This window comes from Stenotrophomonas geniculata ATCC 19374 = JCM 13324, assembly GCF_001431625.1.
In the GTDB taxonomy this organism is placed as follows: Bacteria; Pseudomonadota; Gammaproteobacteria; order Xanthomonadales; family Xanthomonadaceae; genus Stenotrophomonas; species Stenotrophomonas geniculata.
The window spans coordinates 40,545-55,144 of sequence record NZ_LLXT01000092.1 but is presented as its reverse complement, the minus strand read 5'-3'; the positions used below and the strand labels follow the sequence as shown (position 1 = coordinate 55,144).

Here is a 14,600-nt window from a genome sequence, read left to right as displayed (position 1 = left end):
CTCAAGCGGTGTCGCCGGGGGCAACCGCTCTACGACGAGCTGGCAAAACGCGGTCACCCCAGCACCGCCGTCTTCAACATTCTGGCAAGGAAGCTGGCCAGGATCGCCTGGGGCGTGTTCAAAAGCGGCCGAGACTTCGATCCGGCCATGCTGAAGGTGGGTCAAGCCTGCTTCCAGCAGGCTTGACCACGAACATAGGATCTCGACTCTACAGGAGCCGCAGGCGGCAACTCAGCCCTGCGCGAAGTCCTTCAGGATCTCGCCGACGCCGCTGGGCGAGATCTCGAAGCCCAGCGGAGTGCCTGGGTTGATCACCACGCCGTAGCCCCCCGGCACGCGGCGGAGAACGTCCAGCATCAACCAGCGGATCTGGTGTTGGGCCTGCTGGCTGTAGATGCCCACCCGCGATGGATCGGTGAACACGGCCACGTGCAGGATGCCCTGCTTGTCGAACAGCAGCGGGTCGAAGCCGCTGCCGTCGGGCGTGACCAGGCTGCCGGTCAGCAGCACTACCTCGGAAGCGACGAAGGCCTCCATGAAGGCGCGGATCGGCACCGCCCCGTCCATCGCCGCCTTCAGCAGGGTTTCGATCGGGGTCTGCGGGGCGAGGTCGGTCATGGCGGTACGGCAGGGCGTGAGGGGGGCCTATTGTAGGGTCGAGCCTGCTCGACTGCTCGAAGAGCGTGCCAACCGAGGTTGGCACCCACCAGAGCGGTAGCGCCGGGCCATGCCCGGCGGCGCCCTCACCGTCCCAGACGCTGGTCCCGAGCCTTCTGGTCGGTCATCGCCTTGTCCAGCTCGACCTGCAGCGCTGGCTGCTGCACGGCGGCATCCAGCACGTACACCTTCACGCCATGCGCAGGCACTTCGGCCTTCAGGGAGGCATCCACCTGCAACGAACCGCCGTCCAGCGCATCACGCCAGCGGCCAGCCTGGACGTAACGCGCCACGGTGAAGCTCCTGGCCTGGTCGCCCTTGTTCAGCAGCACCAGCGCGGTCTGCGCCACCTCGCCCTGCTGCAGCACACGGAAGAACACCGCCTCATCACCCTGCAGGCGCTCGTTCACCTGCAGGCCGCGCTGCAGCGCCGGGGTGGCTTCACGCAGTCGCGCGATACGCTGCAGCGGCGCGAAGATGGGGCTCTTCGGCGCCGCATCCACACGCGGCTGGCCGAAGTAGGCGCGGTTGCCGGCGTGCTCGGCGCGGCCACGCATGAAACCGGTCTCCGAGCCGTAATAGACCACCGGAATGCCGCGCGCGGTGAACAGCCAGTTGTGCGCATCGATGAAACCGCTGTCGCTGGCCTGCAGGCGCGGCATGTCGTGGTTGTCGTAGAAGCTCATCAGCTCGTACGGGTTGGCGTACGGCCCCCCGCTCAGGTGCAGCGGCTCGGCCAGCGTTTCAAAGCCCTTGCCGGCGGTGCCGAAGGTCTGCTCCAGTGCACCGCGCAGCGGGAAGTCGAGCACGCTGACATTGGCGTTGGCCGGCCAGGTGTGCTCGGCAATGGTCGCCGCGTTGTAGTCGAAGGCTTCGCCAAACATGAACATGCCCGGATGCTCGGCGCGGATGCGCTTGACGAATTCATGCCACCACGGGTGCGGCAGCCAACCGATGGTGTCGATGCGCAACGCGTCCACGCCCTGCGCGGTCCACTGCAGGTAGGCGCCGACCAGGTACTCCATCACCGCCGGATTGTCCTGGTTGAAGTCGGACAGCTCGGCCAGGTTGCCATCGAAGATCGAGCCATCCTTGCTGTCGACCGGACCAACGTTGTTGTAGAACGCGTGCAGCGGGTTGTGCTTCGGATCCAGTTTCTGCGGGGGCAGGTTCTGGTGGTCGGCAATCAGTTTTCCATCCCGGTCGAAGATCTGGCCGAACTGTGGCTGCCGCGTCGGCATGGTCCAGGCCGGCGAACCGTGGTTGCCCACGATATCCAGCACCACCTTCAAGCCAGCACCGTGCAGGCCCTTGGTCAATCCGGCAAAGTCCAGGTCCTTGCTGGGCAGGTGTTCATCGAGTTTGTAGAAATTGATGCCCCAGTAGCCGTGGTAGCCGGTCTTGCCACGGTCGGTCAGCGTGCTGGTGCAGCTGATCGGCTTGCTGCCGGTAAAGGCTTCGTCCGGGTTGTCCACGATCGGCGTGATCCACACCGCGCCGAACCCCAGATTGCGGATGTACTGCGCATTGTCGAGCACGCCGCGGAAATCACCACCGAGGTAACCGATGTTGCCGTCCACCTTGTCCGGGCACGGCACCGGGATATCGAAGGTGCGGTGCTTGCCGCCCTGGTCGCGGTGATCGTTGGACGGATCGCCGTTGACGAAGCGGTCGGTGACCACGAAATACACCGCATCACTGGCGAACGGTTCGGTGGTACCGACGTAGTCCGGACGCGGCGCGGCCACCGCCTGACCAGCCAGCACCAGGGAAACAGCAACAGACAGCACACCACGCATCACACCACCTCCGGACGGGACGGAACCCGCAGCACGCACAGGCCGGCGACGAACAGGCTGCAGCCGCCCAGCACCAGCACATGCATCGGTTGACCACCCAGCCAGGCGCGCAGGGCAAAACCGAGCGCGCTGGCCGCGACCAGCTGCGGGATCACGATGAAGAAATTGAAGATGCCCATGTACACGCCCATCTTCGACGCCGGCACGCTGTCGGACAGCAGTGCGTAGGGCAGTGAGAGGATCGACGCCCAGGCGAAGCCGACGCCGACCATCGACAGCAGCAGCCAGTGCGGGTCGCGGATGAACATCAGCGAGACCAGACCGGCGCCACCCAACCACAGGTTGAGCAGGTGGCTCCAGCGCAGGCCGATGGCACGCACCATCGGTGGAATCAGTACCGCGGCCAGCGCAGCGAAGCCGTTGTAGGCGCCGAACAGTACGCCCACCCAGTTGGCGCCCTCGTTGTAGGCCGCCATCTTCGGGTCGTCCGAACCGAAGTGGACACCGGCCACTGCGGCAGTGGTGTAGATCCACATTGCGAACAGCGCGAACCACGAGAAGAACTGCACCCAGGCCAGCCGCCGCATCGTGACCGGCATCGCCCGCAGGTCGCCCACGATGGCGGCCAGCATATGCGTGCCAGGCAACGCGCGGGCCACGGCCAGCAGCAGGCCGTAGCCGGCACACAGGCCGGCCAGCACGTACAGCATCCGGTCGCCCTGCCGCCACGCGATCAGCAGCGCCAGCAGCACGCCCAGCCCCAGCCATACGGCCACCTGCGTCCAGGGCGCCGGACCGCTGATCGTCGCCGCCGCGTAATGTGCCGGCGGCTCGGCATCATCGAACCCGGCCAGCTCCGCCGGTGAATATTCGCGGGTGCTGACCACCGTCCAGGTGATCGCCGCCAGCAGCACCACCGCGCCGAAGTAGAACGCATAGCGCACGGTGTCCGGCACTTCACCTGCGGCGGCCGTATTGGCGACGCCGAAGTGGGCCAGGATGAACGGCAGGAAGCTGGCGACGATGGCGCCCACGCCGATGAAGAAGCTCTGCATGGCATAGCCGGTGGGGCGCTGGCGTGGCGCCAGCTGGTCGCCGACGAAGGCGCGGAATGGCTCCATCGATACGTTGATCGAGGCATCCAGCACCCACAGCGTACCGGCGGCGATCCACAGCGTTGGCGAATTCGGCATCACCAGCAGGGCCAGCGTGGTCAGCACCGCACCGATCATGAAGTATGGACGACGGCGCCCCCAGCGGGTCCAGGTGCGGTCGGACAGGTAACCGATCACCGGCTGCACCAGCAGGCCGGTCAGCGGCGCGGCGATCCACAATCCAGGTACCGCGTCGATGTCCGCGCCCAGCGTCTCGAAGATGCGGCTGGCGTTGGCGTTCTGCAGGGCGAATCCGAACTGGATGCCGAGGAAGCCGAAACACATGTTCCAGATCTGCCAGAACGACAGTTGTGGCTTGGCGGGACGATTCATCGTGCGTCCTCTTCCGCCGCCACCTGCGTCACCTTCAACGCCTGCACCTGCGCCTGGTTGAGCACGCCGTCGCGCCCGCCCTTTCCGCCGGTGTAGTGCGCGAAATGCTGCAGCGCGCTCATGTTGAAGCCTTCTTCAAGCGCGACCGTGCACGGCCCCTTGGGCACGGCGAACGTTGCCGAGGTCGAGTCCTGCACGGCCACGCTGTGCGGCATCGCAACCGTATGCCGCTGCAAAGGCTGGCCCGGGCACTGCAGCACCAGCTGCTTGACTGCAGCCGTGACGCCGGTGTTGATCGGCCCGTTCGGGTTGCGGTACTGCAGGCGCAGGCGCACCTGCCCGGCCTTGGCCGAGGTGAACTGCCAGCGTTCCTCACCCTTCAGCACCTGCTGCGGACCGACGCAGAGCATCGGGCTGTGCAGCGATTCCAACGTGCCTTCGCGCCGGGTCAGGCTGAGGCAATGCTGCAGGCCATCGTCGTTGATGCGCGCCACGCCGTTGCTGGCGGTGACCGCCTTGCCGTCCTTCCACAGCACCTGATCGGCTGCCACCGGAACGTTCCAGCCCGTGCCCTTGCGCGGGGCCTGCGGCGCAACCGGCGTGGCCGGCGCACGCACGTTGGCATCCGCAGTCGTGGCAGCGAAACCGGTTGCTGCCGGGGCGGCGACCAGCTGCACTGTCGTGGTGCTGCCACGCGTGGTGGTTCTGCCGGCCACCAGCAGGCCATCGCCCACGTTCTGCGGGCGCTCCAGCACATAGCGCTTGCCGTTGGCTTCCAACGTGATACGGGGATGTGTGCCGAACAGTTCCGGCACCAGCGCGACCGGCAGCTTGGGCTGCACGCGGCCATCGTCCTGCACGCCGAACACGCCTTCGGTGACCATGGCCAGATAGCCGGCCACCGACCACAGCTGGCGCTCGGAATTGACCACCGGCCCGCTCAGCGCGCCTTCGTCCACATGCACGGCCTGGCTGACAAGCTCGTAGTTTTCCATGTTGGAACCGGCCAGCGCGGCGCCGCGCATCAGCGAACGGATCTCGGCGGCAATGCGCGGGACATCATCCAGCTGGCGCGCCGCGCGCAGCGAATAGGCGCTGACGAACGGCCAGATGGCGCGGTTGTGATAGATCGGCTGCTGCCCTTCCTGCGGCCAGACCACCGGACTGCCGGCCGGCCCGATCGGGTACGCCGCCAGCGCACGGCGCGCACGCCCGGTCGGCAGCACGTCGGCCAGGATACCCAGCGACAGGCCCAGCAGAGCGACCTTGGCGTACGGCACCGGGTGCGCCGCTTCGCCGATGTAGCTCATGTACTGGCCCATGTCCTCCCGCCAGAAGCGCGCATCGATCTGCTGCGCCAACGCATCGGCCCACGCCTTGTACTCGTCCGCGCGGGCATCGCCGCGCTGGCCGGCCAGGCGTTCGGCCAGGCGCAGCGCCTGGTAGTGCAGTACGTTGGTGGATAGCGCGTAGGAATCACCGATGAAGCGCACGTCCTCGCGGGTCCAGTCCGGATAGGTCTGCTCGCGCCAGTCCAGGAACGAGGTCTCGCCGCGGTACAGGCCCACCTGCGCGTCGAACACCATCGCGCGGTCCTGGGCCAGCGTGCCCTGCAGCGCCTGCCAGACCTGATCGGCAAACGCCGGATCATCCAGCAGGTGGCGCGCGGCCAGGAACCACACCACGCGGTCGCTGCTGATCGGCCAGCTGCCGCCGGACCCGGTGTCCTGCGCCACGAACAGGCCGGGCGTGTGACCATCTCGGGCCGCCGACAGCTTGAACTGCAGCGACTGCCGGGTGCGTTGCGGGTCCAGCCGCGCCAGCGCCAGATCGGCGGCGAAGCTGACATCGCGGGTCCACACATAGGGCCAGCGCGCGCCGGTCTGGAAGCACTCGCACGGCACCGGCCGGCCTTCGTCGAACGCAGGATCGCGAATCGCGTCCACACGGTCCTGGTCCATTTCCTGCTGGGCCAGCGCGAACAGCGCGTCGAACATCACGCTGCCGGTCTGGCTGCGCATCGGCATGGGCGCGATACGCACCTCACCTTTCGGCGCATGAAGTATGAAGCTGCCGTTGGCAGCGGCTTCGGCACGCGCATGGCGGCCGTCGAATTGCAGGTCGGCCGCCTGCGCGGTCGATCCCAGCGCTGCCCCCAGGGCAGCGGTCAGGCAAATGATCTTCAGCATCGAAGCGGCGGACCGGCTTGCGCCCGTCGGCCTCCCTCCCTCTCTGCACGCGTTGTAGGTCCGCACCGTCGTTGCCGGCGGGCGGGCACGGCCCCTCCCTCAAGGTGCCTTGGCCCCATGGTAGACGCGGGGCTGTCGGCTGCGTCCAGCTGCATACGTATTCATGGCGCCACGCGGTAGCGCGCCTGCTGTGCTGGCTTATGGTCCGGGTCTGCCAACGGCGCCTTGGGAGGGGAACTGCCGATGTCACCCACTTCTGTACGCGCGGCAATCGCGCACCTGCTCGGCCTGGCCCTGCTGGCCTGGGCCACGCTGGCACAGGCCGCGCCACAGGTCGCCAGCGTCGAATCACCCGGCAAGGTGCTGAAGGTCAGCCTGGTGCTGGACGGCGGCACCGCCCGCTACCGCGTCGAGCGTTTCGGCGAGCCCGTGGTGGAGGATTCGAAGCTCGGCTTCGCCCTGCGCGATGGCCGCCTGGACCGCGATTTCGCCCTGCTCGGCCAGCAGCGGCGCAGCGTCGACGACAGTTGGGAGCAGCCGTGGGGCGAGCGCCGGGTCACCCGCAACCACTTCAACGAGCTGACCGTGCAGCTGGCCGAGACCACGGGCAGCAAGCGGCGGCTGGATGTGGTGTTCCGCGTCTACGACGACGGCCTCGGCTTCCGCTACGTGTTCCCCGAGCAGCCGAACCTGCGCGAAGCGATCATCGATGACGAGCTGACCGAGTTTACCATCGCACAGGATTCCACCGCCTGGTGGATTCCCGCCGGCGAACCGATCCATTACGAGTACCTGTACCAGCGTACCCCGCTGCGCGAAGTGCCGCAGGTGCATACGCCGATGACCCTGCGCAGCCGCGATGGCCTGCACGTGGCGATCCACGAGGCTGCGCTGGTGGACTACGCCGGCATGTGGCTGCGCCGCACCGAGGGCCAGCGCCTGCGCGCGCAGCTCTCGCCCTCGGCCGAAGGCTGGAAGGTGCGCCGTGCCCTCCCCTTCGCCACACCCTGGCGCACGCTGCAGGTTGCTGACCGCGCGGGTGGCCTGATCGAATCGGACCTGATCCTCAACCTCAACGAACCCAATGCGCTGGGCGACGTGAGCTGGGTGAAGCCCGCCAAGTACCTCGGGGTGTGGTGGTCGATGCACCTGGACAACGAGAGCTGGGCGACCGGGCCGAAGCATGCGGCCACCACCGCCAGGACGAAGAAGGTGATCGACTTCGCTGCTGCGCACGGCTTCCGCGGCGTGCTGGTGGAAGGCTGGAATCCGGGCTGGGACGGCATGTGGGTGGGTAATGGCTACAACTTTGATTTCACCCGCGCCACGCCCGATTTCGATATCGAAGCGCTGTCGGCGTATGGCCTGAAAAAGGGCGTGCACCTGATCGGCCACCACGAAACCGGCTGTGCCATCGAGCACTACGAGGATCAGTTGGGCGCCGCGCTGGACCTGTACGCACGGCTGGGGGTGGACCAGTTCAAGACCGGCTACGTCTGCGACGATGGCCAGGTCGACCGGCGAAATCCGGCTGGCGGCTCGCTCTGGCGCGAGTGGCACGACGGGCAGTTCATGGCCCGCCATCACCTGAAGGTGGTGCAGGAGGCCGCGCGCCGGCACCTGTCGGTGAACCCGCATGAGCCGATCAAGGATACCGGCCTGCGCCGCACCTACCCCAATTGGATCTCGCGCGAAGGCGCACGCGGCATGGAGTACAACGCCTGGGGCCAGCCGCCGAACCCGCCGGAGCACGAGGTCAACCTGGTGTTCACCCGGATGCTGGCCGGGCCGATGGATTACACCCCCGGCATCCTCAGCCTGAAGGGCCGCCACGGCCAGGCCATTCCCAGCACGCTGGCGCGCCAGCTGGCGCTGTACGTGGTGCTGTACAGCCCGATCCAGATGGCCGCCGACCTGCCCGAGCACTACCTGCAGCATCGCGAGGCGTTCCGCTTCATCGAAGACGTGGCGGTGGACTGGGAGCAGAGCCGCGTGCTCGATGGCGAGGTGGGCGACTACGTGACGATCGTGCGCCGCGACCGCAACAGCCGCGACTGGTTCCTCGGCAGCATCACCGATGAACACGGCCGCGTGCTGCCGGTGTCGCTGGGCTTCCTGGAACCCGGCGTGCGCTATCGCGCCGAGATCTACCGCGATGGCGAGGGCGCTGATTTCCGCAGCAACCCGTTCGCGTTCGCACGCGAAACCCGCGAGGTGACCAGCGCCGATGCAGTGACGCTGGTACTGGCACCGGGCGGTGGGCAGGCCATTCGCTTCACGCCTATCCGTTGAACGTCTTCCTGCCTGCGCGCCGCTGTAGCGCCCGAGTCCACGCTCGGGCGGCGGTGCGCAGCACCGGAACGCAGCCGAGCATGGGCTCGGCTCTACAGAACGATGCACCTGAAAGCGATTACACCCCTGCAAACGGCATTGAATACGTATGCAGGGTGATTCCCGCGAAGAACGCGCTGCCTACCATAGCGGCGACGACAGCGGCCACCGCGTCGCACGTCCACGGTCACTCCGGGACGTTCACGAATCGATCTGCAACATTGCCTGGGAGGGGAAAATGTTGAACCACAAGCGCAGCGCGCTGAGCATCGCGCTGGCCGTTGTCCTGGCGCCGACGCTGGCGTCTGCACAGTCCACGCAGAGCACCACCACGCCGGCCGCCACCGCCGCCACCAACCTGGATACGGTGCAGGTCACCGGCATCCGCCGCGGCATCGAAAACGCGATCGCGATCAAGCAGGACGCCACCTCGGTGGTCGAGGCGATTTCCGCCGAAGACATCGGCAAGCTGCCCGACGTCAGCATCGCCGAATCCATCTCGCGCCTTCCCGGCCTGGCCGCCCAGCGCGTTGCCGGCCGTGCGCAGGTGATCAGCGTGCGCGGCCTGTCACCCGACTTCGCCACCACCCTGCTCAATGGGCGTGAAGTGGTCAGCACCGGCGACAACCGCGGTGTCGAGTTCGACCAGTACCCGTCCGAGCTGGTCAACGGCGTGACCGTCTACAAGACCCCGGACGCGGCCCTGGTCGGCCAGGGCCTGTCGGGCACCATCGACATGCAGACCGCACGCCCGCTCAGCTTCGGCGAGCGCGTGATCGCGGTCAGCGGCCGCTACCAGAAGAGCTCCCTGGGCCGCGCCGCCAACATCGATCCGTATGGCAACCGCTTCAGTGCCAGCTACATCGACCAGTTCTTCGACAACACCCTGGGCATCGCCATCGGTTACGCGCACAGCGACATGCCGATCCAGGAGAACCAGGTCGGCCTCTACGAGCCCTGGACCACCGAGCACACCGACAAGGGCGAGCGTCGCGGAATCGCGCCAGGCACCTACTTCACCGATGGCATCAAGGCGCTGCGCCGTACCGGCAACAACAAGCGCGACGGCGTGATGGCGACGATCCAGTTCCGCCCGAGCAACAGCTGGACCAGCACCTTCGACGCCTTCCACACCGAAGCCGAGCAGATCGACACCGCCAACCAGTTCGAGCTGAGCCTCAGTGGCAATGGCGAGGACAGCAACAATCCCAACGCGATCCTGCCGGTGTTCAGCAATGTCGGCCGCAATGCCGATGGCAGCTTCACCGGTGGCACGATCAGCAATGCGTACCCGCTGGTCCGCGGCATGTACAACAAGCGCAAGGACAAGATCGACGCGTTCGGCTGGAACAACGAGTTCAACGTCGGCGGCGTGAAACTGGTCGCCGACCTGAACTACTCGAAGGCGACCCGCCGCGAGATCAACCTGGAAAACAACCTGCAGCTGGTGCCGCGCCCGCAGTTCGATACGATCGGCCTGGTGGTGAACAACAACAGCTTCTCGCAGATCACGCCGGGGCGCGACTATTCCAGTCCGGACAGCCTCTTCCTGACCAATACGATCTATGGTTCCGGCTACGGCAAGGTGCCGGAAGTTGAAGACCGCTTGAAGGGCGCCAAGCTGGCGGCGACGCTGCCGGTTCCTGAAGCCATGTCCAGCTGGTTCTCGGATGTGGACGTGGGCGTGAACTATGCCGACCGCCGCAAGCAGAAGGCCCAGGCCGAAGGCAACATCCTGCTCGGTGCTCAGGGTGAATCCACCATCGCCCCGGACCTGCAGTACCGCCCGGTCAACCTCGGTTTCGCCGGCATCGGCTACATCCCCTCGTGGAACGTGCCGGCGGCGGTGGGTCGCTACATGACCTTCAACCCGGTCGACAACCTGGACTACCTGATTCCCAAGTCGTGGACGGTCGAGGAGAAGATCACCACCGCGTGGGCACGCCTGAACATCAACACCGACATCGGCGTGGTCGGCGTGCGCGGCAACATCGGCGTACAGATGCAGCACACCGACCAGAGCTCGGATTCGCGCTACTGGGACAGCTCGCAGCCGGCGGGCAGCAACACCCAGCCCTTCTCTGCCGGCAAGACCTACAAGGATTGGTTGCCGAGCTTGAACCTGGTGTTCATGTTCCCGCACCAGCAGACATTGCGCTTCGCCGCCGCCAAGCAGGTCGCGCGCCCGCGCGTGGACCAGATGCGTGCCGGCCTGGAGTTCGGTGTGGATACCAACAACGGCCGCCCCGGTGGCAGCGGCGGCAATCCGCTGCTGGATCCGTGGCGCGCGACCGCGCTGGACCTGTCCTATGAGAAGTACTTCGGCGAGAAGGCCTACGTCGCAGCGGCGATCTTCTACAAGGACCTGAAAAGCTACGTCTACACGCAGTCGGTGGACAACTACGACTTCAGCGGCCTGCTGGGCAATTACGTGCCGCCGCCGGGCATGACCGCACCGGTGCTGACCACCGGCACCTTCTCCACGCCGCAGAACGGCAAGGGCGGTACGTTGAAGGGGCTGGAGCTGACCGGGTCGTTCCCGCTGGAGATGCTGACCGACAGCCTGCGTGGCTTCGGCGTGCAGGCCAGCGCGACCTTCAACAAGAGCGACATCACCATCCTGGATCCGGAAAGCGCCTCCAGCGTGGGCAGTGACCCGATCAGCCTTCCCGGCCTGTCCAAGCGTGTCTACAACTTCACCGCCTACTACGAGCGCAGTGGCTTTGAAGCACGCGTGAGCCAGCGCCGCCGCTCGGACTTCATTGGTGAGATCGGCAACTTCAACGGCAACCGCACGCTGCGTTACGTGGTGGGCGAGAACGTGACCGATGCACAGGTCAGCTACACCTTCAGCGACAGCAGCAGCCTGCGTGGGCTGACCCTGCTGCTGCAAGGCAGCAACCTGACCAACGAGCCGTACCGCACCTACGCCGGCAGCAAGGACCGCCCGCTGGAGTACATCGAGTGGGGCCGCACCTACATGCTGGGCGTGAACTACAAGTTCTGATCACGACCGGGTAGTGCCGGCCGCTGGCCGGCAACCCATGGGTAGCAGGACCGGAAACCCGCTGCGCAGGCAGCGGGTTTTCCTTTGCGCGGATGCCGGCCGTTGGTCGGCCAGGCCCACCCACAAAAAAGGGACGGGGCGCTTCGGCCCCGTCCCCGCAAGTACCGCCACCGGAGAAAACGGTCAGCTGCGTCGGGCGCAATACACCGCGCGCGGCGGCAGCTGGAGTTCATTGCCCTGCACCGTGCCCGCATCCGGGCCCGGTACCGTCACCTGCTGCCAGTTGCCCGGCGGCAGCGGATGGCTCACCGCCTCGGCCGACAGGTTGAAGGCCAGCAGGAGGGTTTCATCTGCAAGCATACGCTCGAACAGCAGCACTGGCTCGGTACTGTCGATGAATCGGATGCTGCCATGCAGGAGCGCCGGCTGGCTATGCCGCCAGGCCAGGAACCCCCGGAACGCGGCCAGGACCGAGTCCGGGTCGCGCTCCTGCACCGCCACGGCCGCGGCGCGGTGCTCGGCCGGGATCGGCAGCCACGGCTGGCCGGAAGTGAAACCGGCCAGCGGCGCATCGGTCCACGGCATCGGCGTGCGGCATCCATCACGGCCCTTGAAGTTCGGCCAGAAGGTGATGCCGTAGGGGTCCTGCAGGGCCTCGAACGGCACCTCGGCCTCGGCCAGGCCCAGCTCCTCGCCCTGGTACAGGCACACCGAGCCGCGCAGCGAGCACAGCAGCGCCACCAGCATCCGTGCCAGCCGCGGGTCGGCCGGGTGCCCGCCCCAACGGCTGACCGCCCGCTCCACGTCGTGATTCGAAACCGCCCAGCACGGCCAGCCTTCGGTCATCGCCGCCTCCAGGCGGGAGACCGTGTCGCGGATGTAGGCCGCGCTGTAGTCGTCCACCAGCAGTTCGAAGCTGTAGCCCATGTGCAGGTGGCCGTCCCGGGTGTACTCGGCGGTGGTGGCCAGCGAGTCCTCCGAGGAGATCTCGCCCAGGCTCACCGCGCCCGGGTACTCGTCCAGCAGCGCGCGCAGGCGCTCCAGGAAGGGCAGGTTCTCCGGCTGGGTGTTGTTGTAGTAGTGGTACTGGTACGCGTACGGGTTGTCCGGGCTGAAGCCGCGGCCCACGCGCTTGTCGGCGGGCTTTGGCGGGTTGTCGCGCAGCTGCGCGTCGTGGAAGCAGAAATTGATGGCGTCCAGGCGGAAGCCGTCCACGCCGCGGTCCAGCCAGAAGCGCACGTTGTCCAGGGTGGCCTGCTGCACGTCCGGGTGGTGGAAGTTCAGGTCCGGCTGGTCGACCAGGAAGTTGTGCAGGTAGTACTGCTCACGGCGCGGCTCCCACTGCCAGGCGCCGCCGCCGAACAGCGACAGCCAGTTGTTGGGCGGGGTGCCGTCCTCGCGCGGATCGGCCCACACGTACCAGTCGGCCTTCGGATTGCTGCGGTCCTGGCGGCTCTCGCGGAACCAGGCGTGCTCGATCGAGGTATGGCTCAGCACCTGGTCGATCATCACCTTCAGGCCCAGGCCGTGGGCCTTGGCCAGCAGCCGGTCGAAGTCGTCCAGGCTGCCGAACAGCGGGTCGACGTCGCGGTAGTCGGCGATGTCGTAGCCGAAGTCGGCCATGGGGGACTTGAAGAACGGCGAAATCCAGATCGCGTCCACGCCCAGCGCGGCGATGTGGTCCAGCCGCTCGATGATGCCCGGCAGGTCACCCACCCCGTCGCCGTTGGCATCGAGGTAGCTGCGCGGGTAGATCTGGTAGATGACGGCTCCGCGCCACCATGGATAGTGCGACATCGACAGCCCCCCTCCGGGCATGCAGGGCCCACCGGAAGCGGGCCGAAATCCTGTTCCGGCAAGCTTAGCGGTGGCCTCCGGGGCATGGCGCAGCCTGCATACGTATTCACGCTGGCCGCTGGCGTGACCACGCCGCAGCGGCGTGCCAGTCCGGTTTGCGCCCGGAGTTCACGGGCAACGCCTATAATCAACGGCGAGCCTGAAAGCCTGATCGCATGACCATCACCGAAGACACCCGTCCCGCCCTGGGCCTGCCCCAGATCCAGTCGCTTGCTGCGGCCGACATGGCCGCCGTCGACGCCCTGATCCGGCGCCGGCTGTCCTCGGACGTCGTGCTGATCAACCAGATCGCCGATCACATCATTTCCGCCGGCGGCAAGCGCCTGCGCCCGATGCTGGTCATGCTGGCCGGCCATGCGGTCGGCCAGGCCGGCCCGGATCACCACCAGCTGGCGGCAATCATCGAGTTCATCCACACCTCCACCCTGCTGCACGACGACGTGGTGGACGAATCCAGCCTGCGCCGTGGCCGCAGCACCGCCAACGCGCTCTGGGGCAATGCACCGAGCGTGCTGGTCGGCGACTTCCTGTACTCGCGCAGCTTCCAGCTGATGGTCGAACTGGAGCGCATGTCGGTGATGCAGATCCTGGCCGATGCCACCAACCGCATCGCTGAGGGTGAGGTGTTGCAGCTGCTGCACGTGCACAACCCCGATACCGACGAAGCCGCGTACCTCCGCGTGATCGAGCGCAAGACCGCGGTGCTGTTCGCCGCCGGCACCCGCCTGGGCGCGCTGGCCAGTGGCGTGGACGAAGCCAAGCAACAGGCCCTGTTCGACTACGGCATGCACCTGGGCTACGCGTTCCAGATCGCCGACGACGTGCTGGACTACTCGGCCAACGCCGACGAGCTGGGCAAGAACCTGGGCGATGATCTGGCCGAAGGCAAGGCGACGCTGCCGCTGATCCACGCGATGGCGCACTCCGACGGCGCCACCCGCGAGCGCCTGCGCACCATCGTGCAGGACGGCGATGCCTCGGCGATGCCGGAGGTGTTGGCCGCGATCCGCGCTACCGGCGGCCTGGAGTACAGCCGCGCGCGTGCAGAGGAATACGCCGAAGCCGCCGAGCGCGCGCTCGATGGCCTGGGCGACAACGACGCGGTCGCCGCCCTGCGCGGCCTGGCCCGCTACGCGGTGCAGCGCTCGCATTGATCGGTTGAGGTGTGCCGACCAACGGTCGGCACCTACCGCGGCTGTGGGTGGGTGCCGACCATTGGTCGGCACCTACCGTGGCTGTGGGTGGATGCCAACCTTGGTCGGCACTGGAACAT

General features: G+C 66.9%; 8 protein-coding genes and 1 pseudogene. 4 read left to right on the top strand and 5 right to left on the bottom strand.

Annotation, left to right across the window (positions count from 1 at the left end):
* Positions 1–186, top strand: a pseudogene (locus ARC63_RS07955) (IS110 family transposase); the annotation flags it as partial.
* A 45-nt stretch (positions 187–231) separates the two neighbouring features.
* Here the strand turns inward: ARC63_RS07955 and ARC63_RS07950 are convergent.
* From ARC63_RS07950 to ARC63_RS07935, 4 genes are all read right to left on the bottom strand, one after another.
* On the bottom strand, positions 232–618 hold the full coding sequence (locus tag ARC63_RS07950; RefSeq protein WP_010483507.1) for an SseB family protein: 387 nt from the start codon (positions 616–618) through the stop codon (positions 232–234).
* Positions 619–743: 125 nt separating this feature from the next.
* Complete coding sequence (locus ARC63_RS07945; protein ID WP_057502974.1) at positions 744–2,456, bottom strand: alpha-amylase family glycosyl hydrolase; 1,713 nt, start codon at positions 2,454–2,456, stop codon at positions 744–746.
* Positions 2,456–3,943 carry an MFS transporter gene (locus ARC63_RS07940; RefSeq protein WP_057502973.1) on the bottom strand — a complete coding sequence of 496 codons (1,488 nt, stop codon included), beginning with the start codon at positions 3,941–3,943 and terminating at the stop codon, positions 2,456–2,458. The genes ARC63_RS07945 and ARC63_RS07940 overlap by 1 nt, the downstream gene beginning before the upstream one ends.
* Positions 3,940–6,132: a glucosidase family protein gene (locus ARC63_RS07935; protein WP_057502972.1), complete on the bottom strand. Its 2,193-nt coding sequence runs from the start codon at positions 6,130–6,132 to the stop codon at positions 3,940–3,942. Before ARC63_RS07935 ends, ARC63_RS07940 begins: the two co-directional genes overlap by 4 nt.
* Before the next feature lie 237 nt (positions 6,133–6,369).
* Between ARC63_RS07935 and ARC63_RS07930 the strand changes: the two genes are divergently transcribed.
* Both ARC63_RS07930 and ARC63_RS07925 read left to right on the top strand, forming a co-directional pair.
* Positions 6,370–8,424 (top strand): glycoside hydrolase family 97 protein, encoded by a 2,055-nt coding sequence (locus ARC63_RS07930; protein ID WP_057502977.1) that lies wholly within the window; start codon positions 6,370–6,372, stop codon positions 8,422–8,424.
* Between the two features lie 277 nt (positions 8,425–8,701).
* Complete coding sequence (locus ARC63_RS07925; protein ID WP_057502976.1) at positions 8,702–11,470, top strand: TonB-dependent receptor; 2,769 nt, start codon at positions 8,702–8,704, stop codon at positions 11,468–11,470.
* 183 nt (positions 11,471–11,653) lie between these two features.
* Here ARC63_RS07925 and ARC63_RS07920 read toward each other — a convergent pair whose 3' ends face one another.
* The gene (locus ARC63_RS07920) at positions 11,654–13,267 is read right to left on the bottom strand and encodes an alpha-glucosidase (protein ID WP_057502971.1); all 1,614 of its coding nucleotides are present in this window, start codon (positions 13,265–13,267) and stop codon (positions 11,654–11,656) included.
* A gap of 215 nt (positions 13,268–13,482) precedes the next feature.
* Here ARC63_RS07920 and ARC63_RS07915 point away from each other — a divergent pair, with 215 nt between their 5' ends.
* A complete protein-coding gene (locus tag ARC63_RS07915; RefSeq protein ID WP_057502970.1) occupies positions 13,483–14,481 on the top strand; it encodes a polyprenyl synthetase family protein in 999 nt (332 codons plus the stop codon).
* Positions 14,482–14,600: the final 119 nt, after the last annotated feature.